22 protein-coding genes are annotated in these 24950 nt (G+C 66.5%); 4 read left to right on the forward strand and 18 right to left on the reverse strand.

Annotation, left to right across the window (positions count from 1 at the left end; all coding sequences use genetic code 11):
- Window positions 1-5: 5 nt before the first annotated feature.
- The 11 genes from ABT392_RS13725 to ABT392_RS13775 form a co-directional block, all read right to left on the reverse strand.
- Complete coding sequence (locus ABT392_RS13725; protein ID WP_395385520.1) at window positions 6-1871, reverse strand: polysaccharide biosynthesis protein; 1866 nt, start codon at window positions 1869-1871, stop codon at window positions 6-8.
- 13 nt (window positions 1872-1884) lie between these two features.
- Window positions 1885-2472 (reverse strand): sugar transferase, encoded by a 588-nt coding sequence (locus ABT392_RS13730; protein ID WP_395385519.1) that lies wholly within the window; start codon window positions 2470-2472, stop codon window positions 1885-1887.
- Window positions 2473-2476: 4 nt separating this feature from the next.
- Complete coding sequence (locus tag ABT392_RS13735) at window positions 2477-3655, reverse strand: DegT/DnrJ/EryC1/StrS family aminotransferase (RefSeq protein ID WP_395385518.1); 1179 nt, start codon at window positions 3653-3655, stop codon at window positions 2477-2479.
- Entirely contained in the window at window positions 3652-4347 is a 696-nt protein-coding gene (locus ABT392_RS13740; RefSeq protein WP_395385517.1) for a class I SAM-dependent methyltransferase, read from the reverse strand. Before ABT392_RS13740 ends, ABT392_RS13735 begins: the two co-directional genes overlap by 4 nt.
- 10 nt (window positions 4348-4357) lie before the next feature.
- Window positions 4358-5572, reverse strand: a complete 1215-nt coding sequence (locus tag ABT392_RS13745; RefSeq protein WP_395385516.1) for a glycosyltransferase family 4 protein — start codon at window positions 5570-5572, stop codon at window positions 4358-4360.
- A complete protein-coding gene (locus tag ABT392_RS13750; RefSeq protein WP_395385515.1) occupies window positions 5569-6639 on the reverse strand; it encodes a glycosyltransferase in 1071 nt (356 codons plus the stop codon). The genes ABT392_RS13745 and ABT392_RS13750 overlap by 4 nt, the downstream gene beginning before the upstream one ends.
- Entirely contained in the window at window positions 6636-7229 is a 594-nt protein-coding gene (locus ABT392_RS13755) for an acyltransferase (protein WP_334276404.1), read from the reverse strand. The genes ABT392_RS13750 and ABT392_RS13755 overlap by 4 nt, the downstream gene beginning before the upstream one ends.
- Window positions 7226-8452 (reverse strand): lipopolysaccharide biosynthesis protein, encoded by a 1227-nt coding sequence (locus tag ABT392_RS13760; protein ID WP_334276405.1) that lies wholly within the window; start codon window positions 8450-8452, stop codon window positions 7226-7228. Before ABT392_RS13760 ends, ABT392_RS13755 begins: the two co-directional genes overlap by 4 nt.
- Window positions 8453-8459: 7 nt before the next feature.
- Complete coding sequence (locus tag ABT392_RS13765) at window positions 8460-9548, reverse strand: DegT/DnrJ/EryC1/StrS family aminotransferase (protein WP_334276492.1); 1089 nt, start codon at window positions 9546-9548, stop codon at window positions 8460-8462.
- Between the two features lie 2 nt (window positions 9549-9550).
- The gene (locus ABT392_RS13770) at window positions 9551-10159 is read right to left on the reverse strand and encodes an acyltransferase (protein ID WP_334276406.1); all 609 of its coding nucleotides are present in this window, start codon (window positions 10157-10159) and stop codon (window positions 9551-9553) included.
- 91 nt (window positions 10160-10250) lie between these two features.
- A complete protein-coding gene (locus ABT392_RS13775; RefSeq protein ID WP_395385513.1) occupies window positions 10251-11309 on the reverse strand; it encodes a Gfo/Idh/MocA family protein in 1059 nt (352 codons plus the stop codon).
- A 189-nt stretch (window positions 11310-11498) separates the two neighbouring features.
- Here ABT392_RS13775 and lysS point away from each other — a divergent pair, with 189 nt between their 5' ends.
- Window positions 11499-13025: a lysine--tRNA ligase gene (gene lysS / locus ABT392_RS13780; RefSeq protein ID WP_395385512.1), complete on the forward strand. Its 1527-nt coding sequence runs from the start codon at window positions 11499-11501 to the stop codon at window positions 13023-13025.
- A 99-nt stretch (window positions 13026-13124) separates the two neighbouring features.
- On the opposite strand, the gene ABT392_RS13785 is transcribed toward lysS, so the two are convergent.
- The 7 genes from ABT392_RS13785 to ABT392_RS13815 all read right to left on the reverse strand — a co-directional run bounded on the left by ABT392_RS13785 (window position 13125) and on the right by ABT392_RS13815 (window position 19790).
- Window positions 13125-13577 (reverse strand): hypothetical protein, encoded by a 453-nt coding sequence (locus tag ABT392_RS13785; RefSeq protein WP_334276409.1) that lies wholly within the window; start codon window positions 13575-13577, stop codon window positions 13125-13127.
- Window positions 13578-13754: 177 nt separating this feature from the next.
- Entirely contained in the window at window positions 13755-14543 is a 789-nt protein-coding gene (locus ABT392_RS13790; RefSeq protein ID WP_395385511.1) for an enoyl-CoA hydratase, read from the reverse strand.
- Window positions 14540-15682 (reverse strand): DUF3108 domain-containing protein, encoded by a 1143-nt coding sequence (locus tag ABT392_RS13795; RefSeq protein WP_395385510.1) that lies wholly within the window; start codon window positions 15680-15682, stop codon window positions 14540-14542. Before ABT392_RS13795 ends, ABT392_RS13790 begins: the two co-directional genes overlap by 4 nt.
- Window positions 15683-15702: 20 nt before the next feature.
- A complete protein-coding gene (locus ABT392_RS13800; protein WP_395386818.1) occupies window positions 15703-17436 on the reverse strand; it encodes a M61 family metallopeptidase in 1734 nt (577 codons plus the stop codon).
- Window positions 17437-17438: 2 nt separating this feature from the next.
- Entirely contained in the window at window positions 17439-17864 is a 426-nt protein-coding gene (locus ABT392_RS13805) for a DUF3429 domain-containing protein (RefSeq protein WP_334276413.1), read from the reverse strand.
- A 36-nt stretch (window positions 17865-17900) separates the two neighbouring features.
- Window positions 17901-18617: a DsbC family protein gene (locus ABT392_RS13810; RefSeq protein WP_334276414.1), complete on the reverse strand. Its 717-nt coding sequence runs from the start codon at window positions 18615-18617 to the stop codon at window positions 17901-17903.
- Between the two features lie 45 nt (window positions 18618-18662).
- Window positions 18663-19790 (reverse strand): FAD-dependent monooxygenase, encoded by a 1128-nt coding sequence (locus ABT392_RS13815; protein WP_395385509.1) that lies wholly within the window; start codon window positions 19788-19790, stop codon window positions 18663-18665.
- Window positions 19791-19926: 136 nt separating this feature from the next.
- On the opposite strand from ABT392_RS13815, the gene ychF reads away from it, so the two are divergent.
- The 3 genes from ychF (at window position 19927) to ABT392_RS13830 (ending at window position 24835) form a co-directional block, all read left to right on the forward strand.
- Window positions 19927-21018: a redox-regulated ATPase YchF gene (gene ychF, locus ABT392_RS13820; RefSeq protein ID WP_395385508.1), complete on the forward strand. Its 1092-nt coding sequence runs from the start codon at window positions 19927-19929 to the stop codon at window positions 21016-21018.
- Window positions 21019-21118: 100 nt separating this feature from the next.
- Entirely contained in the window at window positions 21119-24274 is a 3156-nt protein-coding gene (locus ABT392_RS13825; protein WP_395385507.1) for a CHASE domain-containing protein, read from the forward strand.
- Between the two features lie 33 nt (window positions 24275-24307).
- Entirely contained in the window at window positions 24308-24835 is a 528-nt protein-coding gene (locus ABT392_RS13830; protein WP_395385506.1) for a chemotaxis protein CheW, read from the forward strand.
- Window positions 24836-24950: the final 115 nt, after the last annotated feature.

Below are 24950 nucleotides of genomic sequence, written 5' to 3' on the forward strand. Positions count from 1 at the left end.
ATATCTCAGTGCTTGGCCGACGAGAACTCGGGCACCAGCTGCCGCAAGGCCGCACGCACCGCATCGTCTTCCAGGGCCGGGCCTTGCATCAATGCGTCGAGCCAGCCCAGCACCTTGTTCGCTGCCTCGGCATCGTCAAGCCGTGCCACGCTCAGGCGCTTGATGGCTGTTGGCAGCGTGGTATCGCTGTCTGCCAGCAATTCCTCATAGAGCTTTTCGCCTGGGCGCAGGCCGCTGAAGACGATGCGGATCTCGTCCAGGCTGTGGCCCGAGAGCCGGATCATGTCGCGTGCCAGGTCGACAATTTTCACCGGCTCGCCCATGTCCAGCACATAGACCTGGCCGCTCTCGCCCAAGGCCGCCGCCTGCACCACCAGGCGCGCCGCTTCTGGAATGGTCATGAAATAGCGGGTGATGTCGGGGTGCGTCACGGTCACCGGGCCGCCCGCGGCGATCTGCTCCTTGAACTTCGGAATCACGCTGCCGCTGGATCCCAGCACATTGCCGAAACGCACGGCCATGAAGCGCGTCTTGTGCCCCTGGCGCGCGAGCTGGCTGATCACCAGTTCGGCGGCGCGCTTGGTGGCGCCCATCACATTGGTCGGATTGACTGCCTTGTCGGTACTGATGAGCACAAAGCGCTCCGCGCCCGCCTCGGCTGCAGCCAGCGCGGCGTGATAGGTACCGAGCGTGTTGTTGCGCAGCGCTGCCCAGGCGTTGTCCTGCTCCATCAGCGGCACATGCTTGTAGGCAGCGGCATGGAAGACGATCTGCGGCCGCTGGCGCGCAAAGGTCTGCCGCAGATGGGCCAGGTCCTTCACATCGCCCACCAGGCGGGTCAGCGCAATCAAGGGAAAGCGCTGCGACAACTCCTGCTCGATGCCGTAGAGCGCGAACTCGCTCAGCTCGTACAGCACGATGCGCGAGGGCCCGAAGCGCGCCACCTGCCGGCACAGCTCGCTGCCGATGCTGCCGCCAGCGCCGCTGATCAGGACCACCTTGCCCGAGAGCGCATCGCTGATGCCGGCCTCATCCAGTTGCACCGGTTCGCGACCCAGCAGGTCTTCCGGCTCGATCTCGCGCAATTGCTCGGGCTTGCTGCCTTGCAGGAGTTCAGCACTGCTGGGCACGGTCAGCACCTGCAGACCCGTGCGACCGGCAAGATCGAGAGCCCTGCGCCGCTGGGACAGTTCGGCGCCGGGCATGGCGACCACGACATGCGTGATGCCATGGCGCTCGGCCAGGGCCTGCACATCGTCCAGGCGCCCCAGCACCGGGATGCCGCCGACCCGCATGCCACGCTTGGCAGCATCGTCATCCAGGAGGCCGACCACCACCCAGCCCTGATGCTGGACACCGGCCACCAGCAGGCGGCCGGCGTCGCCGGCACCCATCACCAGCGCACGTCGCGTTTCTTGCGCGCTGCCACTGATGCGGCCGCGCATGTGCTCGTAAAGCATGCGATAGCCCAGGCGCACCATCGCCAGGCCGATTGCGCAGAACAGCGGATGCAAGGCCAGCACGGAACGCGGCACCGCGCGCAGCTCCATCATCTGTATCACGGAGGCCCCCAGGGTGCCCGCAATGACACAGGCCAGCAGCAAGCGCTTCACCTCGCCAAAGCCACTGAAGCGCCACATGCCCTTGGGCACGCGCAGGCTCCACAGCACCATCACATAAAGCAGCACCAGCGCCAGCAGCACGCCGGCGTCGTAGCCAGGCCTGGCCGACAGCCAGCGTTCGAAACCGAGCCGAAACAGGTAGGTGGCCTGCCAGGCCAGCGCCACCACGGCCGCATCGAGCAGCAGCGACAAGGGCTCGCGCCAGCGGCGGATGCGGGTCAGGAAAGCGTCGAGTGAGAGCCAGAACATGCCGAAGCTTCCATCAGCGCCGCAGCGCTGCCAGGGTCGAGAAGATCAGCCGCAGGTCGCCGCCGAGGCTGGCCTGCCTCACATAGTCGGCGGCCAGGGCCAGCTTGGCCGGCATCACGACCTCGATGTACTCGCGCTCGGGGTCGGCGGCGGCAGCCAGACGTTCGCTTTCATTGCGATAACGCAGCGAGGCCGGATCGGTGATGCCGGGTCGGACCGAGAGCACCAGGCGACGCATTTCTTCGGGGTACATCGCCACGTACTTGGGCACCTCGGGCCTCGGGCCGACCAGGCTCATCGCGCCGCGCAACACGTCCCACAGCTGCGGCAACTCATCCAGCTTGTAGCGGCGCAGAAGCTCGCCGCTGCGGGTGATGCGCGGGTCGGCGCCCACGGTGATCTGCGCGCCGGCATTGTCAGCACGCATGGTGCGGAATTTGTGGATCAGGAAGGGTTGGCCATGCCGCCCCACCCGCTCCTGCCTGAAGAACACGGGGCCGGGCGAATCGAGCTTGACCCACACGGCGAGCACGACGAGCAGCGGCGCGAGCAGGGCCAGGCCCAGCGCCGCGCAACAGATGTCGAATGCCCGCTTGGCCATGAACTCAGGCGCCCTGCGCGATCTCGCGCACGGCGGTGATCACGCGCTGTACGTCTGCATCCGTCATCGCCGTGTAGAGCGGGATGCTCAGCATGCGCTCGTAAGCCTTCTGCGAATGCGGGAACTGCTCGGGGCGCAGGCTGTAGCGCTCGCGCCAGTAGGGCTGCAGATGCAGCGGGATGTAGTGCACGCTGCAGCCGATGCCGCGGGCATACATCTGTTCGATGAAGGCGTCGCGCTCCATCTCGAGATCGTCAGCCAGGCGCAGCACAAACAGATGCCAGGAATGGGTGTCGCCTTCCACCGGCAGCGGCGGCATGATCAAGGGCAGATCGACAAAGGCCCCGAGGTACTGCTGGGCGATCTGCTCGCGGCGCGCCTGGAAAGCCGGGATGCGCTTGAGCTGGTGGATGCCCAGCGCCGCAGCGATGTCGGTCAGGTTGTACTTGAAGCCCGGCGCCACGATCTCGTAGTACCAGCTGGGCACCTTGGCGGTGAAGCGATCGAACGCGTCGCGGTTGATGCCATGCAGGCGCATCACCTTGGCTCGCTTGGCAAGCTCGGCGTTGCGCGTCACCAGCATGCCGCCCTCACCGGTCGTCATCGTCTTGTTGGCATAGAAGCTGAACACGGTGGCATCGCTGCCCATGGTGCCGATCAGCTCCTTCTCAAGTGTCGTGGGCAAGGCGTGGGCTGCGTCCTCGACCACGCGCAAACCGTGCTTGCGAGCGATGTCGAGGATGGCAATCATGTCCACCGCCAGGCCCGCGTAATGCACAGGCACGATCGCCTTGGTACGCGGCGTGATCGCCGCCTCGACCAGCTTCGGGTCGATATTGAGCGTGGCCGGGTCGATATCCACCAGCACCACGTCCGCCCCCAGGTAGCGCACCACTTCAGCGGTGGCTGTAAAGGTGTGGGTGGTGGTGATCACCTCGTCGCCGGGACCGATGCCTATGGCTTCCAGCGCCAGATGCAGCCCCGCCGTGGCCGAGTTGACCGAGATGCACTCGATCTGTGGCTCACCGAGGAAGGCGGCGAAATCCTGCTCGAACCTGCGTGCCTTCGGGCCGGTGGTGACCCAGCCGGAGCGCAGCGTATCGACCACTTCGTTGATCTCGTCCTCACCGATCTCGGGCAGGGCGAAGGGCAGGAAGGCTTGCTTGGTTTCAGAAGAGCTCATGGCTTCTCGATCACGGCCAGCACATGGGTGCGCAGCCAGGGAATGCTGTTGAAGACGGTGTAGGCGCCCGGATGCAGGCGGCACACCAGCCGCGCCAAGGGCGGCGCCAGCGTCAGGCGCTGGCTGCCGACCCGCGCCTGCGGGAACAGCTCACGCACCCGGCGCAGCGGTACGCCGCGCACATCGGCATTGCGCGGATTGTCGACGATGAAGTCGTACCAGAGCACCGCCCCACCGGGCTTGAGCCAGCGCCACATGGCATCGGCCAGCTGCTGTTGCACTGCGTCGCTCAGGATGGAGGAAAACACGGTCGACTGGAAAACGAAATCCTGGCTGCCCGGCTCAATGCCGGCCTGCGTGGCGTCACCCGCCAACAGCTTCACGCGCGCCGGCAACACCCGCTGCGCCAGCTCGAAGCGCTCCTGCAAGAGCTCGACGCCGCAAAGATGCTCGGGTGCGAAGCCGGCTCGCAAGAGCTCCAGCAGGTTGCCGCCGGCACCGCAGCCAACCTCGGTCAGCTTCCAGTCCTGCGGACGCCCGGGCTTCTTGGCCAGCAGCGTCAAGAGCGCTCGCTCGCGTTCCTGCAGCATCTGCCAGACCTCGGGCCGCAAGAGGCTGTAGCGGTCGCCAGCATCGCGCCGCGCATAGCGCTCGGCAATGGCAGCGATCTCTTGCTGGCGTTCCTGGTTCATTCGGCGAGGGTCACTGCAAGGCGTTGATGAATTGCTGAGCCAGCACGGGATAAGTGTGATTGGCCAGCACGAAGGCCCGACCACGCTGGCCCATGGCCGCGCGTTCTTCCGCACTCATTGCAGCCAGGCGGCGCACGCCTTCAGCCACCGCCTGCGCGTCCTCCGGCGGCACGGTCAGGCCGGCTTGCGCTTCGGCCACCGGGTCATTGCCGGCCTCGACCGAATGCAGGACCGCACGCTCGGCCATCATGTAATCCATCAGCTTGTTCGGTGCAATGCCGAAGCGGTAGATCGGCGTGCGTTGCCAGCCGATGTAGGCAATGTCGAAACCCTTCAGCAGCGCGGGAATCTGGCGCTTCGGGATGGGCGCGAACATCGTCACATTCGTCAGGCCTTCATCGCGCACGCGCGCCTGAAGCCGTTCTTTCTCATGGCCACCACCCACCAGCACGATGCTGACGGATTCGTTCTTCAGGAGCTTGGCCGCATCGAGCAGCACGTCCAGCGCATTGGGCAGGCCGTGCGAGCCGGCATAGCCCAGGACGAGACGGCCTGCCGCTCTTTGCGTGGCCAGATGCGCCGTCAGTTCGGCGTTCAGCGCTTCGCTTTCGCCTTCCCATTCATCCAGCGTGATGCCGTTGGGCACGATGTGCAGCTTCTTCAGGTCGAGCCCATGCGAGGCCATGTGCTGGTGCACCTTGGGCAGCATCGAGACGACGACATCGGCATCGCGGTAGGCATCGTTCTCGGCCTTCTGGCACAGCATCGCAAAGGGGTGATGCGGCGACATGCCGGAGAGCTCGATCGGTGACAGCGGCCAGAGGTCGTGCACTTCATAGACCAACTTGGCTTTGGCCAGACGCGCCACCTTGCGGGCCACCCAGAAGTCCATCGGGTAGGTGGACGATGCAATCACCGCATCTGGCCGGAACTCGCGCGCCAGCGCCGTCGCATCCCCACTCACCTGGCGGCAGAACGACCAGATATTGCGCACCCGGCCCAGGCCGTTGCCCTCGTACTTCGGCGTCTGGTACCAGCAGTAGCTGATGCCGTCGATCTTCTCGCCGAGCTTGGTGGGCTGCGTCGTGCGCACATGCGAATGCGAGGCCGCGAGTATCAGCACCTGATGGCCCTGACGCACCCATTCGCGCGCCAGGTAGTAGGGCCGGTACTCCATGCCCAGTTCGGGCGATCCGGCGTAATGATTGATCAGCAAGAGCCTCAAGGGGCCGTTCCTTCGATGTGCTTCAGACGTTCAAGAAATCGTCCCACGGCGGGGCCGAACAAGCCATGCTCGGCAACCCATGCTCGGTTGGCGACGCCAGCGCCCTCCGGGTCGGCGAAAGCATCCAGCTGCCCGGGCAGCCGGGCCTCGTCGCGCAGGATCAGGCCGCGGCCGGCGCCCTCGCCGACCAGCTCATGGTTGGCCGGCAGGTCCGAGAGTATCGGCAGGCATTCATGCGCCATGGCCTCCAGCACCGAGACGGCCACCGAATCACTCTGCGGCAGGCTCAGGTACCAGCGGGCCCGGGCGTAGCAGCCGCCCTGCGTCTTGGCGTCGAGCCGGCCGACGAACTCGACCTTGTCGGCCAGGCCCAGCGCGCGCACCTGCTGCTCCAGCGCGGCGCGCAGGCTGCCGTCATTGGCGACGACCAGGCGCGCCTCGGCCTGCTGGGCTGCCACCGCAGCGAAGGCCGTGATCACCCGCTCCGGCGCGTAGATCGGCTCCAGCCCGCGGTTGGCGAAGAACAGCCAGGGGCTCTTTCTTGCGCCCTGCTTGGGCAAAGCCTCGAGGCCAAAGGGGAAAGTCATCACCTCACGGGCGCCCAGCGCCAGCATGCGCTGCGTCATGTGGCGCGAGTCGGACGTGGTCAAGGCGCAGGACTTCAGGACCCGCTGCGTCAGCCAGCGGTAGGCCCAGCCCTGTTCGGGCGTGACCAGGATGTCGCTGCCCCAGGCCGAGCCGGCGATGCGTGCTCGCAGGCCCCAGCCGCGCTTGGCGGCCCAGGCCAGGGTGCCGTGCGAAGTCAGGTAGTGCGCATGCAGCCAGTCGGCATCGATCCTGGACAACCAGCGACCCAGCGCCGGCAACTTGGCCAGCACGGCCACATTGCCACCGCCATGGGCCGGGTCCGAGTGCATTGCCAGGCGACGCTCGGCGGGCAGCAGCGCATCGAACCCCGGCGCAAAGCCGCGCGACGAGGCCGCCCACAGCTCGACTTGCGGCTGCAGCGCCCGCGCCCACTTGAGCAGGTGCGGGCTTTCGCCGTCACCAATCAGCACCAGTTTCATTGATGCTTGTCCGGCAGCTCGCCGGCCCAGGCCTCGTAGTGCGCCGCCATCCAGGGATAGCGGCCAAGGAGCTCGGCGTCACGGTGGCGCACATCGCCGATCTGAACCGCCGGCTGGCCTTGCATGATCGCGAAATCGGGCACCTCGCCGCGCACCTGCGAATAGGCACAGATCACGCAGCCCTTGCCAATATTCGCGCCCGATTCGATCAGGCTGTGCGGGCCGACAAAGCTGTAGGCGCCGATGCGGATCGGCGCCTTCAGGTAGCCGGGCGGCGGGCCGGTGTGCTCCACATAGGCACGGCCCAGCAGGCGGATCGACCGGTGCGAGCTGTGCGTGACGATGGAGACGAAGTTGGTGATCTGAACGCCTTCCTCGATGTCCAGGCCCGCGGTCGCATCGATGAAGTTGAACTGGCCGATGAAGACATGATCAGCCAGGCGCAGGCCCGACTCGCCGTCGATGCAGGTGCTGGGCGCCACACGGGTGTGCGGCAGGTCCTCTCCGCGCGAGCCGCGCTCGCCGAACACCATGCGGTAGAACAGCGTGCGCCACAGCAGGCGCCGACAACGGTTCAGGATCGCTCTCATGCTCGTTCCTCATGCCTCCAATGGGCCAGCGACCAGAAAAAGTAGCTGAAGTAGAGCAGCATTGCCGCCGACACGCCCCAGGCAGCGCCGATCAGGCCGCCCAGCTTCAGACCGGCAGCCAGGCCGCCGACGAACATCAGCTGCCCCACCAGCGCCAGGCGCAAGGCCCAGCCCTGTGCGCCCCAGGCCATGGTGGCGACCGACAGCGGCGAGGCAATGAAGTGCATGGCGATATAGGGTGCCAGGGCGCGGGCCAGGGTGCCGGCCTCGACCCAGCGCTCACCGAACACGCGGGCAAACAGCCACGGCCCCCACAGCAGCAGCACGATCATCAGCGGCAGGGCCAGGCCGATCAGCACCAGCATGGTCCGGCGCACGGCGTAGAGGCCTTCGGCAGGCGTGGCTGCGCCAACCAGGCGCGGGTAAAGCGTCTGCGACAAGGCGCCGCCTACCAGGCCGGCCGGCGCCTTGAGATAGCGCAGGGCCAGGGCCCAGTAGCCCGCCGCCGCTTCGCCCGACCAGGCGGTGATCAGGATCAGCGCCAGGCTGTCTTGAAGCGCGCCGGCAAAGGCATGCGGCGTGTTGAGCAGCGGAAAATCGCGGTGCTTGCGGGCCATGGCCTTGAGCGCCGCGCGGGGCTGCTTCCACACCGCCGCCCAACCGCCTTCAGGGCTTGGCCGCGACAGCAGGAGTGCGGCTGCGAGCGCCGCGAGGATGGGGCCGAGCAGCAGGCCGACCGCGCCCGCCTGCAGCAAGCCCAGCACGACCTGGGCTGCCGAGCCACCACCGTACTGCACGACACGCGCAGCCGCCAGCGCCTTGAAGCGCTCGGCCCGCGTGGCCCACAAGGTCAGCCACTGTGTCATCGCGCCGGCCGCCACGGCGAGTGGCAGCCACCATGCCAGGCTCAAGTCCTGGACCAGCAAGAGCACGCCAGCCACGACGACGGAAACCGCAAGCACGCCCATTAGCACGCGGGCGCACAAGCCCATCAGCACTGCGGCAGCGCCGGCGTCGCGCTCCAGCGGCAAGGCGAATTCATAGCGGGCACAGCCGACCACCGCGAGGTTGGTGGCCAGCGTCCAGATGAAGGAGAACTGGCCAAACTCCGTGGGCGAATAGAGCCGCGTGAGCCAAGGCCCCAGCAACAGCGGCAGGAGCTGCGCCAGGGCGCCGCCGGCCAGCAGGGTCAGCGTGCTGCGCAGCAGCCCCCTATCTCTCATCAGGCGTTCAACCCAGGGCCTGCGCCAGCGCCTGGACCACGGCGTCCTGCTGCGCTTCGCTCAGGTCGGCGCTCATCGGCAGGCTCATCACACGCGCCGCGGCGGCTTCGGACCGCGGCAGGCTGAGGTCGGGTCGCGCATAGGCCGGCTGCCGGTGCAGCGGCTTGGGATAGTGGATGGCCGTGGGGATGCCAGCAGCGGTCAGCGCCGTCTGCAGCTCGGCGCGGCCTTCCACCATCACGGTGAACTGAGCCCAGACGCAATCGCGGTCGGCGCGCACGGCGAGACGCTCGAGCGGCAGGCCAGCCAGCTTGTGCTGATAGCGCTCACCGATCTCGCGGCGGCGTTGCAGCTCCCATTCGAAGCGCTCCAGCTTGGCCAGCACGATGGCGCATTGCAGCGTGTCCATGCGACCGCCAACGCCGACACGGGTGTGCGTATAGCGCTGGCTCTGGCCATGGATACGGATCTCGCGTGCGGCTTGCGCCAGCGCGTCGTCATCGGTGAACAGCGCGCCGCCGTCGCCATAGCAGCCCAGCGGCTTGCTCGGGAAGAAGCTGGTCGCGCCCCAGGTGGACAGGCCGCAGCTCTTGCGGTTCTTGTAGGTGGCGCCAAAGCTCTGCGCCGCATCTTCGATCACCGGGATGTTGCCGTGACGGGCCGCGATCGCATTGATCTCGTCCATGTCGCAGACCTGGCCATAGAGACTCACCGGCATGATGGCTCGGGTGCGCGGCGTGATCAGCGCCTCGATCCTGGCTGCATCGATATTGCAGGTATCGGGCTCGATGTCGGCATAGACCGGCACACCGCCCAGCAGCACGATGACCTCGACCGTGGCGGCAAAGGTGAAGGGCGTGGTGATGACCTCGTCGCCCGGCTTGAAGCCCATGGCCATCAAGGCGATCAGCAGGGCCTCGGTGCCGCTGGAGACGGTGATGCAGTGCTTGACGCCGACGAAGGCGGAGAGCTTCTCTTCCAGCTCCTTGACCTCGGGGCCCATGATGTACTGGCCATGGTCCAGCACCTTTTGCATGCGCTCGGCGATGGGGTCACGCAGCGCCTGGTACTGGGCCTTCAGGTCGATGAAAGGAATGCTCAAGAACGATCTCCTTCGCGAGCCAGGGCCACGCCATCAGGCCCCAGTCGATAAACATCACCGGTCTGCTTGCACTCGGCATAGCAAAGGTCCGTGTCGGCAGGCAAAACCAGGGGCAGCTCAAGCCGCTCCCCATGCCGGGTCATCCAGCCGATCTGGCGTGCCGGCACGCCGACCACCAGGGCGAATGGCGCAACGTCCGCGGTGACTACAGCACCGGCGCCGACGAAGGCGTACGCACCTATCGTCGTGCCACAGACGATGGTGCAGTTGGCACCCAGCGTCGCCCCCTGCTTGACCAGCGTGCGGCGGTATTCGTTCTTGCGCGCCACGGCGGCGCGCGGGTTGTAGACGTTGGTGAACACCATCGACGGCCCGCAGAACACGTCGCTCTCCAGCGTCACAGCGTCGTACACCGAGACGTTGTTCTGGATGCGGACGTTGTCGCCGATGCTCACGTCGTTGCCGACGTAGACACCCTGCCCCAGCGAGCAGCGCTCGCCGATGCGGGCACCCGGGCTGACATGGGCGAAGTGCCAGACCTTGGTGCCCGCGCCCAGCTGCGCGCCATCGTCGACGATGGCGCTGTCGTGCTTCCAGTAGGTCATGTCGTTCGCCGGACCACCCCAAGGGCGACATGCGCCCCCTCGGGGGGCAGTGAAGCGGCGAAGCCGCAAACGTGGGGGCTCATCATTGCTTTCAGAAGACCAGGGGAAGGCCGACGCGCTGGCCGTCACGCGCACTGCGGTAGGCGGCCACCAGGATCTCCAGCGAGCGCAGGCCCTCATAGCCATCGACCTCGGCGCTGGCCTCGCCCCGCAGCGTCTTGATGACGTTGTCGTAATAGAGCGGATGTCCGAAACCATAGACGCTGCCCGTCTCGTAGCTGGCGGCCAGCACCTCGGCGTCTTCAGGGCGCGCGTCGGCAAAGGCCCAATGCTCGATCTTGTTGACCGCGGTGCCGCCGATCTTGACCGTGCCCTTTTCGCCGAGGATGGTGATCGAGCCTTCCAGGTTCTGCGGCCAGGTCAGCATGGTGACGTTGATGGAAGCCAGGCCGCCATGGCGCAGGCGCAGGCTCATCACGCCGGTGTCCTCCGCCTCGATGTCGCGCGCCAGGGTGGCGGTGTAGGCATGGATGTTGTCGACCGGCCCGACCAGCCAGTCGAGCAGGTCCACGTAGTGGCTGGCCTGGTTCATGAAGGCGCCGCCATCCAGGTCCCAGCGGCCGCGCCAGGGCGCCGCGTCGTAATAGGCCTGCGGGCGGGTCCAGAACACGTTCACCGTGCTCATGTAGATGCGGCCGAAGCGGCCTTCGTCGATCGCCTTCTTGACGCGCTGCACCGTGGCATTGAGCCGGTTCTGCTTGACCACGAAGAGCTTCACGCCCGCGTCGCGGCAGGCCTTGACCATGGCCATGCCTTCCTCGAACTTGGTCGCCATCGGCTTTTCGCTCAGGACATGGCGGCCGGCGCAGGCCACTTGAATTGCCTGCTGCGGATGCAGGCCCGAGGGCGTGGCCAGCACGACCACGTCGGCATCGCTGCCGGCCAGCAGCGCTTCCAGCGAAGCGAAGCCGGGCGCACCGGTGAGCGCCACAGCCGCTTGCAAAGCCTCGGGTTTCGTGTCGCAAACCGCCACCAATTGCGCTGCATCCCCATGGGCGGAGATGGCGTCGACATGGTTTTTCGAGATGCGACCACAGCCCACCAGGGCGAAGCGGATCGGTCGGTTCAGGATGGGCAAGCTGGGGCTCATGCGAGGGCCACGGGAAGGCGAAGCCAGGAATTCTACGGGCCGGCACCAAAGCGTCTTTCGCTTCAGAGAAGACTCATATCCCGAAGCGATGTGATGTCGGAACAAAAGCGTCTTTCGCTTCAGAGAAGACTCATATCGCGAAGCGATGTGATGTCGGAACTAAAATCTCAGGAAATTCAACGAGTTGCCATGAGCCAGCCCAACGCACCGCAGACCCCCGCCTCCGCCCCTGCCCCCCAGGAAGAAAACCAGTTGATCCATGAGCGTCGCGAGAAACTTGCCGCCATCCGCGCCAAGACCGCCGTTCCGTTCCCCAACGACTTCAAGCCCCAGCACCGGGCCCTGCCCCTGGTGCAGCGCTATGGCGATGTGGCCAATGAAGAGCTGGAAGCGCAAGGCATCAAGGTCAGCGTGGCCGGCCGCATGATGCTCAAGCGCGTCATGGGCAAGGCCAGCTTCTGCACCCTGCAGGACGCCACCGGCCGCATCCAGCTGCGCGTCACCATCGACAATGTAGGCGCCGAGGTCTACGACGACTTCAAGCACTGGGACCTGGGCGACATCCTGGGCGCCGAGGGCACGCTGATGCGCACCAAGACCGGCGAACTCTCGGTCGCCGTGACAACGCTGCGCCTCCTGACCAAGAGCCTGCGCCCGCTGCCGGACAAGTTCCACGGCATGACGGACCAGGAGCAGAAGTACCGCCAGCGCTACGTCGACCTGATCACCGACGAAGCCGCACGCACCCGTTTCGTGGCGCGCTCCAAGGCCGTTTCCTCGATCCGCAGCTACATGGTCGAGCATGGCTTCCTGGAAGTCGAAACGCCGATGCTGCACCCGATTCCGGGCGGCGCGAATGCCAAGCCCTTCATCACGCACCACAACGCGCTGGACCAGGAGATGTACCTGCGCATTGCGCCGGAGCTCTACCTGAAGCGCCTGGTGGTCGGTGGTTTCGAGCGCGTGTTCGAGATCAACCGCAACTTCCGCAACGAAGGCATCTCGGTCCGTCACAACCCCGAGTTCACGATGATGGAGTTCTATGCGGCCTACTGGACGCACCATGATCTGATGGACTTCACCGAGGAGGTGCTGCGCCACGCCGCCCGTGCCGCCACCGGCAATGCCCGCGTGACCTATGCCGGCAAGGAAGTGCACCTCGACAAGCCCTTCGCCCGCCTCTCGGTGCGCGATTCGCTGATCCAGGTGGCCGGTCTCACCGCCGCCCAGGCGGACGACGCCGAGGAACTGAAGGCCCGCATCAAGGCCGCCGGCGAGCAGGTGCATGCGCACTGGAGCCTGCCGGAGCTGCAATTCGGCCTGTTCGAAGCCGTGGTGGAAGAGAAGCTGTGGCAGCCGACCTTCATCATCGACTATCCGGTCGAAGTCTCGCCGCTGGCCCGCGCCTCGGACACCAACCCCAAGATCACCGAGCGCTTCGAGCTCTTCATCACGGGCCGCGAGTACGCCAATGGCTTCTCCGAGCTGAACGACGCCGAAGACCAGGCCGCGCGCTTCCACTCGCAGGTGGCCAACAAGGACGCTGGCGACGAAGAAGCGATGTTCTTCGACGCCGACTTCATCCGCGCGCTGGAATACGGCATGCCCCCGACCGGCGGCTGCGGCATCGGCATCGACCGCCTGATGATGCTGATCACCGACAGCCCGTCGATCCGGGACGTCATCCTCTTCCCGGCCTTGCGCCGGGAATCGTGAGCCCACCGGCACTGCGCCGCGAAGCCTGATCGCACTGAGCACCAATGAGAAAGGGCGACCCTCGCGGGTCGCCCTTTTCTTGTTGGAGCGCTGGGCTGATTACTTGCCGGCGTAGACCGGCGCATTGCTCAGGCCGCGGACGGTCGGCAGGTAGCCGCCGGTTTCGGCTTGCAGCACTTCCAGTTCGCCGCTGTCACGGGCGCGCTGCAGCTCGGCAACGACCTGGGCGCGGGTCTTGCCGCCAACGGCCTTGCCGCTGTTCAGTGGCTGCGGCGCGCCGGCTTGGCGGGCTTGCACTGCAGACAGTTCGCCGCTCTTGCGGGCCGCTTGCAGCTCGGCCACGACTTCGGCTTGCGTCTTGCTCGACTGGGTCGAGACCGGCAGCAGGTAGGCGGTGCCATCCGAGCTGGCGCGCTGGGCAGCGAGTTCACCGCTGGCCTGGGCGCGGGCCAGTTCAGCCACGACTTCGGCACGGGTGGTTTGTGCCGATGCGGCGCCAGCGAACAGCAGGGCAGACAGGGCGGCGACGGTGATTTGCGACAGCTTGCTCATGATCGAATCCTTTACATGGACCCTCGGGTCCTGGGTTGTTGAACTCGGCGACTTCGCTTCGTCCATGGCCTGAACTGTAAAAAATTCGACTACGGGAAAACACTAGTCAAAATGGAAGATGTAATTCCACAAACGTAAACAATCCCGGCGTTGAGAGCCGGGACTTCGCCCCAGTGATCAAGAATGCTTGAAGCCGGGCGCCCTTTTCTCCAGGAAGGCCGACATGCCTTCACGCTGGTCGTCGCTGCCGAAGAGCGCATGGAAGTAGCGCCGCTCGATGGCCACGCCATCAGTCAGCGGCCCCTGGAACGCCAGGTTCACCAGCTCCTTGATCAGCATGGCTGAGGGGCCGCTGAAGCCATTGATGGTCTCGGCCGCCGCCAGGGCTTCGTCGATCAGCTTGTCGGCCGGCACCACACGCGACACCTGGCCGGCGCGCTCGGCTTCCGCAGCGTCCATCATGCGGGCGGTCAGCAGCATGTCCATGGCCTTGCTCTTGCCCACGGCGCGCGGCAGGCGCTGCGTGCCGCCGGCACCCGGGATGATGCCCAGCTTGATCTCGGGCTGGCCGAACTTGGCCGTATCGGCCGCGATGATGAAGTCGCACATCATGGCCAACTCGCAGCCGCCACCCAGCGCAAAGCCGGCCACCGCGGCGATCACGGGCTTGCGCACCTGCAGAATGGTTTCCCAGTTCTTCGAGATCAGCCCGCTCTTGAAGGCACTCATGAAGTTGTGCGGCAGCATGGTCGGGATGTCGGCGCCGGCAGCGAACGCGCGCTCGGAGCCGGTCAGCACGATGCAGCCGATGCCGTCGTCAGCATCAAAGGCCAGCAGCGCCTGGCCCAGCTCGTCCATCAGCTGATCGTTCAGTGCATTCAGCTGCTTGGGGCGGTTCAGGGTGATCAGGCCGGTCTTGCGCGGACCGTCGCCGCGCACTTCGGTGAGGATGCATTCGTAATTCATGGCTTGGACTCCTTCTTGATGGTCTGAACTATAGGTTCCGGCGCGGCCTGCAAGGGCGGGCTCTTGAGCAGCATGTCGATCCAGATCTGCTCGTCCTGGCGAATCTTCAGCCGCACCGGCAGCCATTGCAGCGAGGGCGCGAGCCACATCTCGACGCTGAAATCGCCGGCTGCAACGGGCAGCGTGGGCCGCAGATGCCAGGTTGCGAGCGGACCCATCGGCGTCTCGATCGTTTCCTCGCCCACGACCTGGTAGCGCCAGTCGGCATACAGGCGCCGAGGCAGCGCCAGCGGTACCAGGACCTGGAGACCCGGCCGGGCCAACTCGCGACCGGTCAGGAACAGCCAGGTCAGTTGCACGAACTGGCTGGAAGCATCCTGCACCTCGGCCGGCGAGGGCTCGCTGCGGCCATTGGCGAGCTGCACCTGACCGCGCTGGAACAGCATGGTGACCAGACGGCGCTCACGAAAGATGATCTTGGTTTCTTCATCAAAGCGACGCGGCGAGATGCCACGGCCGCCCAGCTCGCCTTCGCTGCTCATGCGCCGCGTGAGGAAGGGTGTCAGGCGCGGGCCGATGCCAACGTCGAGGTTCACCTGGTAGCGCCGGCCCTGGCGTATCCATTCGACCTGCGCATCGCCATGCACCTCGCCGTTGTAGTAGCCCAGCAGCGTGTAGGTCAGCCGCGTTGACAAGGGCCATTCGGGACCGGGTTCGTCTGAAGCAGCAGGTGCGGCGCTGGATGCAGCGGTGGCAGGCGCGCTGGCCGCAGCGCTGGCAACTTGCGGCGCGCTTGCCGTGGGCTCTGGCGGCTCAAGTGGACCGGACTTTGGCGGCAAGGGCTCGGCCACGCCTTCATCAGGCGGCGCCACAGCGACTGCCGGCTGGGCTGCACTGGCGGCAGGAGCGGCAGGACCGGCATGGGCTGTAGCAGTCGCAGCAGTCGCTGCAGTCGGCGCATGTGCAGGCCTGGCCCTCGTTGCGGGTGGCGCAGTCGAGAGCAGCTCGCGAACAAACGCCGCCTGCATTCGCGGCGGCATGGCCGCCATCTCGGCCCAGCGCTGGTGCTGCGCCTGCAGCTCATCCACCAGGCGCCAATGCCCGCACAGCACCAACACCAGGAGAGCGGCAAATGCCAAGCTGCGCCTGGCTGAGGCCTTCAGCCGCCCAGCCATGCGTGGCGCAGGGTCTGGGCTCGTGCGGCGGCCTTGTCGGCAATGCTGAGGTTCACTGCCACAGGTACCGAGACGGCCGACTCCGGCATGCGCAGCGCGAGGTCCAGCACCCGTTGCTCGCGACCAACCAGCAGGTGCAGCCTGAGCGGTTCGCGTTGATCGAGGAACAGCGGGACATCGTCGAGCTTGCGCAGGCGCCAGCCGTTGCAGGCGATGAGCTCATCGCCTGCGCACAGGCCGGCGGCAGCGGCCGGGCTGCCCGCCAGCACCTGTTTGACCTGCAAGCCATCCCCCAGCTTCAAGCCCAGGCGCAGCGCCAGCGGCGCGGACTCGAAGCCCCAATGCACACCCAGGGGGTCGAGCAGGCTGGCGAGCGGGAAATCGGCATGGCCGTGCACCCACTGACGCAATTGCCCAGCCAGCTCGCTGCCGCCCAGCTCGGCCACGGCGGTCAGGATCTCGGCCTCGCTGATCGGCCCGCCATCGCTGTGCGCCCACAGCTTGCGCATCACTTCGTCCAGGCTCGCATGACCGGCGCCGCGCAGCGACAAATCCAGGGCCAGGCCCAGCAAGGCGCCCTTGTTGTAGTAGCTGATCGTTGAATTGGGCGTGTTCTCGTCGGGCCGGTAGTACTTGGTCCAGGCCTCGAAGCTGGCCTCGGCCAGGCTCTGCACCTGACGGCCCGGCGTGGCCAACACACCGCTGATGGCCGTCGACAGGAGTTTCAGGTAACGCGCCTCGTCGATCAGGCCGCTGCGCACCAGGAACAGCTCGTCGTAGTAGGACGTGAAGCCCTCGAAGAACCAGAGCAGCTCGGTGTAGTTCTCGGCGTCGTAGTCGTAGCGCGCAAACTCCGCCGGGCGCAGCCGCTTGACGTTCCAGCTGTGGAAATACTCGTGGCTGATCAGGCCCAAGAGGCGGACCAGGCCGTCATTCATCTCTGCGCTGCCCAGGCGCGGCAAGTCGCGGCGCGGCGCAATCAGGGCCGTGCTGGAACGGTGCTCAAGGCCGCCGTAGCCCTCTTCCACCGCGTTGAGCAGGAACACATAGCGATCAAACGGCAGTTCGTTGCGCTTCGGATGCTTGCCGTGCCAGAAGGCGATCTGAGCCGCGCAGATTCGCCGCGCCTGCTCGAGCAGTCGGTCGCCATCGAACACGGGCAAGGCACCCGCGACGATGAACTCGTGCGGCACGCCCTCGACCTCGAACTGACCGCGCCAGAAGGCGCCCAGCTCGAAGGGATGGTCGACCAGCTCGTCGTAGTCCGCCGCCAGGTAGTGGCGGCCATCGAAGGGCAGCGCCGTGCCGACCTGCCAGCCCTCGGGCAGACCTTGCACGCTCAGCCGCTGGACTTCGGCCTCGCGGCCCTCGGCACGCAGGCACAGGCTGCTCGGGTTGAAGAAGCCGCGTTCCGCGCTCAGATAGGCCGCTCGCACCGACGTGTCGAAGGCATAGACGCGGTAGCTGAGCTTGAGTGGCTCGCCAGCCAGATTGCCAGCCTGCCAGCGGTTCTTGGAGAGTTGCGTCAGCTCGATCGTGCGGCCACCCTGCTCGGCCCGCAGGCCGCTCAGGTGGCGCGAGAACTCGCGCACCAGATAACTGCCAGGTATCCAGACCGGCAGGCTGAACAGCTGCTGCGCGGCCGGCGCAGCGAGCCGGAGTTCGACCTGGAAATGGTGGCTGCCGACATCCTCGATCGAGATCAGGAAGTCGACCATGCTCAGACCCCGGCCGCCGCGATGAAGCAGCACAGGGCCGCCACCATGCTGAGCCGGAAACGCAGCGTCAGCCAGCTGCCCGCGCCGAGCGCCGGGTAGGTGCGACGGTCCACCAGATAGCAGACGATCAGCATCACGCCGTGCACCACGAGGCCGGCATAGGCCGGCATCAGCGTGGCGATGGCGGCAACCAAAGAGGGCACGACACCCCAGACAAAGGGTTGCGGCGAGGGAATGCTCTGGCGGAAGCCCAGGCCCCAATGGATGCCTCCGAGGAAGGAGACCACGGTGCCGGCATAGATCGACAGCCCCAGCGTGGCATAGGTGTGGGCGTCGTCGTTGTAGCCCAGCAGCAGCCAGACCAGCAGCATGCCCAGCACGAAGGGCACGAGCCCCAGATTACCCAAGCGGGTAGCGATCGGATTCATTGGCAACGGAGCACTCATCGCTAGGGCCTGGAATGACTATTTGGCTGCGGCCTGCAGGCGACGCTCAAGCTGCTCGGCGTTGATCGCGCCAGGCACACGGATGCCGTCCTCGAACAGGATGGCCGGTGTCGCGCTCACATGGTACTTGCGGGCAAAGGCCTGGTTGCGCTCGATGGCCGAGTCGTCGCAGGAGCCGGCCGCAACGCGGGGCGGCGCCGTGCCATCGAGCATCCAGTTGCGCCACACGGTGGTGGAATCCTTGGCGCACCAGATGGCGCGCGATTTGTCCGGCGAATCACCGCCCAGGATGGCCACGACGAAGGTGTACACGGTCACGTCCTTCACGTCCTGCAGGGAGCGCTCCAGGCGCTTGCAGTAACCGCAGTTCGGGTCGGCGAACACGGCGATGCGCCGCTTGCCATTGCCGTTCTTCCAGACGATGGCGTCCTTCAGGGGCAGGATCGAGAAGTCGATCTGGTTGAGTTTGGCGATGCGGTCCTCGGTCACGTTGCGGCGGGACTTCAGGTCGATCATCTCGCCTTCGATCAGGAACAGGCCGGCACCATCGGTGTAACGGATTTCATTGCCATGCCGCACCTCCCACAGCCCCTGCATCGGCGATGGCCGCACCTCATCGGGCTTGGGAAAATTGGGCACCTTCTCGCTCAGGCTCTTGCGGATCACGGCTTCGTTGGCAAGGGCGCCCAAGGACAGCAAGGCCAGCGCGGCCAGCCACAGACTCTTCTTCAACATGATGGATGCAGATCCTGGATATGGGAGTGATTGGGTGCGCGGCCGTCAGCGGCCGAGCGCCTGGCCGGCCAAGAGCTTCTTCAGCGGCGACAGGCGGTTGAGCAGGGACAGGCCTTCGTTGCGCAGCTGGCGCAGGGCCGGCGCCTCGCTGGCGAAAAGACGTTGCAGGCCATTGGTCATGTAGCCCATGGCCAGCGTGGGCAGGAGGCGTTCGCGCGCATAGCGGCGCAGGAGGCGCGCATCGCCGAGCATGCGCCAGCTCTCGCGCTGGGCCAGCACGCGGGCCAGACAGGCCACATCGGCCAGGCCCAGGTTGAGGCCCTGACCGGCCAGCGGATGGACCAGATGGGCCGCATCGCCCAGCAGCACCCAGCCTTCGCCGCTGACCTCGGAGGCCTGCGCCAGGTTGAGCGGCCAGGCGGCGCGCGGGCTGGCCAGGCGCAAGCTGCCGGCCGCTTCACCACTGGCTTCGTTCAACGCGGCTTCAAAGCCGGCTTCGTCCATGGCGAGCAGCTCGGCGGCACGCTCGGGAGCGACCGACCACACAAGGCCGAAGCTGTGCTCCGGCTCAGGCCGGTCAAAGGGCAGGAGCGCCAGCACTTCGGGCGAACGGAACCATTGATGGGCAATCCCCTGATGCGGGCGGTTCGACACCAGCCGCGCTGCCACGCCATGCTGGGCATAGGGCTTGAGATCGAATTGCACGCCGCGTGCCGCTCGGGCGGCGGATTGGCGGCCTTCGCAGATGGCCTCCAGCTCGGCTGGCACCGGCTGCCTGACGCGCTGGACATGTGGAGAGAAGCGCACGGCGTCTGCCAGTTGCTGGTCCAGGGCGGCCGCGTCAACGATGAAGGCCAGCTCGGAGCGACCTTGCTGCCAGGCCGAGAAGTCCAGTTGCGAGCCTGCCTGGTCGCCGCGGATGCACATGTCGAAGACCGGCGTGCGGGCGTCCGTGGGCAGCGAGTCCCAGACCTTGATTTGCTTCAGGAGCGCGACCGCCTCGGCGTTCAGGGCATAGGTGCGCACATCGTCCGCGCGCGCCGGTGCTTCATCAGCGCCCAGCAGCGCGACGCGCAAGCCCTGGGCGGCCAGGGCCAGGGCCAGGCTGCGGCCCACCGCGCCCTCTCCCCGAACCAAAACCTCGTGAGCTTGCTTGCTTTGCATGGTCGCCATTGTAGGCAGGCGGGGAAACCCGGCCCGGGCAGCTAAAATCGCGGGCTGCACGCAGCTGCTGCGTCCCCTGAACGACCCAAAATCGGCCGTCTCGACCACCGCCCGGTCACGACCGAGCCATCCAGAAAGCCCTGCCATGAGCCTCAAATGCGGCATCGTGGGCCTGCCCAACGTCGGCAAGTCCACTCTCTTCAACGCCCTGACAAAGGCCGGCATCGCCGCCGAGAACTACCCGTTCTGCACGATCGAGCCCAATGTCGGCGTGGTCGAGCTGCCCGACCCGCGCCTGCAGGCGCTGGCCGAGGTCGTCAAGCCTGAGCGCATCCTGCCGGCCATCGTCGAATTCGTGGACATCGCCGGCCTGGTGGCGGGCGCCTCCAAGGGCGAGGGCCTGGGCAACCAGTTCCTCTCGCACATCCGCGAGACCGACGCCATCGTCAACGTCGTGCGCTGCTTCGAAGACCCGAACGTCATCCACGTCAACGGCAAGGTCGACCCGATCTCCGACATCGAGGTGATCCAGACCGAGCTGTGTCTGGCCGACCTCGGCACCGTCGAGAAGAGCCTGCACCGCTACAACAAGGTGGCCCGCGCCGGCGACAAGGACGCCATCGCCCTCGTGAAGGTTCTGGAGAAATGCCAGGCGGCCCTGGACCAGGCAAAGCCGGTACGCACCCTCGACTTCAGCAAGGAAGAGCTGACCATCCTGAAGCCGCTGTGCCTGATCACGGCCAAGCCGGCGATGTTTGTCGGCAACGTGTCGGAAACCGGCTTCGAGAACAACCCCTTCCTGGACCGCCTGAAGGAATACGCCGCCGCCCAGAACGGCCCGGTGGTCGCCATCTGTGCCAAGACCGAAGCTGAGCTGTCGGAAATGGAAGACGAAGACCGCGCCATGTTCCTGGCCGAGATGGGCCAGGACGAGCCGGGCCTGAACCGCCTGATCCGCGCCGCCTTCAAGCTGCTGGGCCTGCAAACCTACTTCACCGCCGGCGTGAAGGAAGTGCGCGCCTGGACCATCCACGTCGGTGACACCGCACCGCAGGCGGCCGGCGTGATCCACACCGACTTCGAGCGTGGCTTCATCCGCGCGCAGACCATCGCCTTCGAGGACTTCATCCAGTTCAAGGGCGAAGCCGGCGCCAAAGACGCCGGCAAGATGCGGGCCGAAGGCAAGGAATATGTGGTCAAGGACGGCGACGTCCTGAACTTCCTGTTCAACGTCTGAGCGAACAAAGCCTCGTTCACCCCTGGAAAGCCGGCTTCGCGCCGGCTTTTCTTGTGTAGGCTTGGGCGTAGCACAGACTCACAGCCTCGCTGAACTTTCGATGCCTCTGCGCAAGATGCTGATCCGCGACTTCGCCCGCATGCTGGGCGTGGCCGTGGCCTATGCCATCGTCGCGTTGGCGGCGATGCAGCTGGCAATCCCGCCCGACTACGCAGCGCCGCTCTACCCTTCGGCAGGCCTCGCGCTGGCAGCGGTCCTCGGCTGGGGCAGGCGCATGCTGCCCGGAGTGGCCTTGGGCGCGTTTGCAGCCAATGTGCTGCTCAGCCTTGACCGCGGCCTGCCCTCGCTGCTGGCGCCGACGCTGATCGGCCTGGGCGCCATGCTGCAGGCTGGCGCTGGCGGCTGGACGATACGCCGCTGGGTGTCGCAGCCGCTTGTGTTGTCCGAACCGCAGGATCTCGCCCGCTTCTACGGGCTGGGCCTGCTGTCCTGCCTGATCAGCCCGACGGTCGGCAGTGGCGCCCTGCTGCTGATCGGTGCGATCGAAAAGCACCAATGGCTGCACACCTGGGCGTCCTGGTGGGTGGGCGACACCCTGGGCCTCCTGATCGCCGCGCCGATGGCCCTGACCGTGCTGGGCCAGCCGCGCAAGGCCTGGCGGCCGCGCCGCCTGAGCGTGGGCCTGCCAATGCTCTTGAGCACCCTGCTGCTGGCTGCCGCCACCGTGCGCGTGCTGGACTGGGACGCGCAGCGAGGGCGCAGCCTGTTCGAGCGCGAGGCCGTGAATGCCTCCAATTCGCTGGAGGCCCGGCTGCGCGAACCGCTGCTGGCCCTGGAAGCCGCGCGCGGCCTGATGACCGTGGCGCCACGTCAAAGTCGCCAGGACTTCGAGCGCGGCACGCAAGGATTCCTCGGCAACGGCCCCTTGCTTGCGATGGGCCTGGCTCAACGAGTGCCGCGCACTGCGCTCGCCGCCTTTGAGCGTGAAGCACTGGCCGACGGCCTGGAGGGTTTCAAGGCCATTGACCGTGACCGTCCTGGCGACCTCCTGCCTCCCGCCAACGAGGACATGCTGGCGATCCGACTGATCGAGCCGCTGGCGCGCAACCGCGGCGCCCTGGGCGTCAACATCCGCTCGATACCGGGGCCGCGGCTGGCATTGGCCCGTGCCGAGGCCAGTGGCCTGGCCAGCGCCACGGCAGGCTTCCAGCTCTCGCAGGACAAGGAAAAAAGCACCGGCGTCGTGCTCTACCAGGCCCTCTATGAAGGCCCCGTCAACAGCCCGGCCGAGCGCAGTGCCAACCTGCGCGGCGTCGTCTTCGTGACCCTGCGGCCCGACCAGGTGCTGCAGGCCCTGCCGCCGCTGCCCGACTATCTGCGCCTGTGCCTGCTGGACACCGATCCGCAGGCGCCGCGCCGGCTGCTGGCCGGGCCAGCCGCCTGCGAGCAGCTCACGCCGGCCATGCACCAGACGCAGCGCTTGATGAGCTTTGGCGGCCGACAATGGCAGATCATCGCTTTCGCGCCGCATGGCCTGCCCATCGTGGGCGGCGGCAGCGGCCTGCCCTTTGCCCTGGTGGGCCTGGTCTGCACGGCGCTCCTGGGCCTCTTGCTGCTGACCGTCACGGGCCGGGCCCGCCGCATCGAAGACCTGGTGCGTGCACGCACCTCCGAGCTCAAGCGCGAAGTGCTTCAGCGCCAGCAGGCCGCCGCCGCGCTGCTGGAGAGCGAACAGCGCTTCCGCAACATCTTCGACACCACGCCCATCGGCCTCGTAATCGCAGACAAGCAGGGCATCGCGCTGCAGGCCAACCCGCATTTCTGCCGCCTGGTGGGGTACACGCTCGAGGAGTTGCAGCAGTTGCACACGGTGTCGTTCACCCATGCCGATGATCGCGCTGAAGACCTGCGCCTGGGCCGCCTGGTCTTGCAAGGCAAGTTGGGCATGTACCGGCGAGACAAGCGCTATCTGCACAAGGATGGGCACGAGGTGCATGTGCGGGTCACCGTCTCGGTGCTCGAAGCCAGCGCCGGGGCCGGGCGGCGCCTGGTGGGCGTGGTCGAGGACATCACCGACCAGCTGAAGATGGAAGAACTCGAGCGCGCCCGCGAGGCGGCTGAGGCAGCCAACCGGGCCAAGAACGACTTTCTCTCGCGCATGAGCCATGAGCTGCGCACGCCGCTCAATGCCATGCTCGGCTTCACCCAGTTGCTGGAGATGGACCGCGAGCAGCCGCTGAGTCCGCGCCAGCACGGTTGGTCAACGCAGATCCAGCAGGCGGGCTGGCATCTGCTGGAGATGATCGACGACACGCTGGACCTGTCGCGCATCGAATCGGGCGCGCTGCGCCTGGACCCGGCAGCGCAGGACCTCAATCGGCTGCTGGATGAGGCAGTCGCCATGGTGGAAGGCAACGCCGCACAGCGCCACCTGACGCTGGACCGGCAACTGGCCGAAGACGCCCGCCATGTGCATGGCGACGCCACCCGCATCAAGCAGATCCTGATCAATCTGCTGTCAAACGCGGTCAAGTACAACGTCGAGGGCGGCCGGATCGAGATCCGCAGCGAGCTGCAGGCCGGCGGCCGGGTGAGCCTGAGCGTGACCGACAGCGGCATCGGCCTCACGCCCGAGCAAGCGGCCAGCCTGTTCCAGCCTTTCAACCGCCTGGGCCGCGAGCACAGCTCGGTGTCGGGTACCGGCATCGGCCTGGTGATCTGCAAGCGTCTGGCCGAGGCCATGGGCGGCGAGCTGGAGGCCACAAGCCGCGCCGGCCTGGGCAGCCGCTTCACGCTCAGCCTGCCGGTGGCCAGCGCCGCAGTCGCCGCACCGACCAGCGCCCTGGACCATGCCGCCGCCAGCCACTATCACCAGCAGCGCCGGCTGATCTACATCGAGGACAACCCGGCCAATGCCGAGGTGATGCGCGGCATCCTGGCCCAGCGACCGCAGATCAGCTGGGAGCTCTGCGTCGACGGCCAGAGCGGTCTGGAGACAGTGCTGAGCGTGAAGCCCGACCTTCTGCTGCTGGACCTGCAACTGCCTGACATCCATGGCCTGGAGCTCTTGCAACGCCTGCGCGCGGCCGGCGCCACGATGCCGGTCGTGGTGCTCTCCGCCAACGCCCTGCCCGAGCAGATCGAGGCCTGCAAGGCGGCCGGCGCGGCCGACTACATGACCAAGCCGGTCGACGTGCACGCGCTGCTCGCCCTGCTCGACAAGCTGCTGAGCGGCCCGGCGCTTGCTTCACAATAGAGCCTCTCCCGGCCACCACCATCACGACAGGACATGAGCTCGTCTACCGAACTGACCACTCAAGCCTCGCGCGCCGTAGCCACCGTCTCGGCCGCTGAATCCGGCTTCTCCGGCGCCAGCGGCGCCGCCCGGCAATTCCTGACCTTCCGCATCGATGCCGAGGAATACGGCATCGACATCCTGAAGGTGCAGGAAATCCGCTCCTACGAGCCGCCCACCCGGGTGGCCAATGCGCCCGAGTTCGTCAAGGGCGTGGTCAATCTGCGGGGCGTCATCGTGCCCATCGTCGACCTGCGCATCCGATTGGGGCAAAAGGCCGAGTACACGCCGTTTACAGTCGTAATCGTTCTCAACGTGATCGGCCGCGTGGTCGGCATCGTGGTCGACTCGGTCTCCGACGTGCTGGAGCTGCAGCCCGACGAGATCAAGGAGCCGCCCCAGGTTGGCGCCGCCATCGACACCCGCTTCATTACCGGTCTGGGCAAGATTGGCGAGCGCATGCTGATCCTGATGGACATCGAAAGCATGGTCGGCAGCCCGGATTTCGGCCTGGTCGACTAGTTTTCGGCGGGCTTGGAGCCGGCGGCATGTCATGCCAGCGCCGGCTTTAGCACTCACCTCGGAAGAGTGCTAATATTTGCGAATCCCAGTGCCATGACTCTCATGAGGAGGCCCT

Origin of the sequence: Paucibacter sp. JuS9 (assembly GCF_044043925.2) — a bacterium.
Taxonomy (GTDB): Bacteria; Pseudomonadota; Gammaproteobacteria; order Burkholderiales; family Burkholderiaceae_C; genus JAUASW01.

Excerpts from the sequence above, each read along its gene's own strand:
- ABT392_RS13790 (WP_395385511.1), bottom strand. The coding sequence starts at position 14,543 with ATGAATTACGAATGCATCCTCACCGAAGTGCGCGGCGACGGTCCGCGC.
- ABT392_RS13805 (WP_334276413.1), bottom strand. The coding sequence starts at position 17,864 with ATGAATCCGATCGCTACCCGCTTGGGTAATCTGGGGCTCGTGCCCTTC.
- ABT392_RS13785 (WP_334276409.1), bottom strand. The coding sequence starts at position 13,577 with ATGAGCAAGCTGTCGCAAATCACCGTCGCCGCCCTGTCTGCCCTGCTG.
- ABT392_RS13775 (WP_395385513.1), bottom strand. The coding sequence starts at position 11,309 with ATGAGCCCCAGCTTGCCCATCCTGAACCGACCGATCCGCTTCGCCCTG.
- ABT392_RS13810 (WP_334276414.1), bottom strand. The coding sequence starts at position 18,617 with ATGTTGAAGAAGAGTCTGTGGCTGGCCGCGCTGGCCTTGCTGTCCTTG.
- ABT392_RS13750 (WP_395385515.1), bottom strand. The coding sequence starts at position 6,639 with ATGAAACTGGTGCTGATTGGTGACGGCGAAAGCCCGCACCTGCTCAAG.
- ABT392_RS13770 (WP_334276406.1), bottom strand. The coding sequence starts at position 10,159 with ATGACCTACTGGAAGCACGACAGCGCCATCGTCGACGATGGCGCGCAG.
- ABT392_RS13800 (WP_395386818.1), bottom strand. The coding sequence starts at position 17,436 with ATGGTCGACTTCCTGATCTCGATCGAGGATGTCGGCAGCCACCATTTC.
- ABT392_RS13760 (WP_334276405.1), bottom strand. The coding sequence starts at position 8,452 with ATGAGAGATAGGGGGCTGCTGCGCAGCACGCTGACCCTGCTGGCCGGC.
- ABT392_RS13730 (WP_395385519.1), bottom strand. The coding sequence starts at position 2,472 with ATGGCCAAGCGGGCATTCGACATCTGTTGCGCGGCGCTGGGCCTGGCC.
- ABT392_RS13725 (WP_395385520.1), bottom strand. The coding sequence starts at position 1,871 with ATGTTCTGGCTCTCACTCGACGCTTTCCTGACCCGCATCCGCCGCTGG.
- ABT392_RS13815 (WP_395385509.1), bottom strand. The coding sequence starts at position 19,790 with ATGGCGACCATGCAAAGCAAGCAAGCTCACGAGGTTTTGGTTCGGGGA.
- ABT392_RS13740 (WP_395385517.1), bottom strand. The coding sequence starts at position 4,347 with ATGAACCAGGAACGCCAGCAAGAGATCGCTGCCATTGCCGAGCGCTAT.
- ABT392_RS13735 (WP_395385518.1), bottom strand. The coding sequence starts at position 3,655 with ATGAGCTCTTCTGAAACCAAGCAAGCCTTCCTGCCCTTCGCCCTGCCC.
- ABT392_RS13830 (WP_395385506.1), top strand. The coding sequence starts at position 24,308 with ATGAGCTCGTCTACCGAACTGACCACTCAAGCCTCGCGCGCCGTAGCC.
- lysS (WP_395385512.1), top strand. The coding sequence starts at position 11,499 with ATGAGCCAGCCCAACGCACCGCAGACCCCCGCCTCCGCCCCTGCCCCC.
- ychF (WP_395385508.1), top strand. The coding sequence starts at position 19,927 with ATGAGCCTCAAATGCGGCATCGTGGGCCTGCCCAACGTCGGCAAGTCC.
- ABT392_RS13825 (WP_395385507.1), top strand. The coding sequence starts at position 21,119 with ATGCCTCTGCGCAAGATGCTGATCCGCGACTTCGCCCGCATGCTGGGC.
- ABT392_RS13755 (WP_334276404.1), bottom strand. The coding sequence starts at position 7,229 with ATGAGAGCGATCCTGAACCGTTGTCGGCGCCTGCTGTGGCGCACGCTG.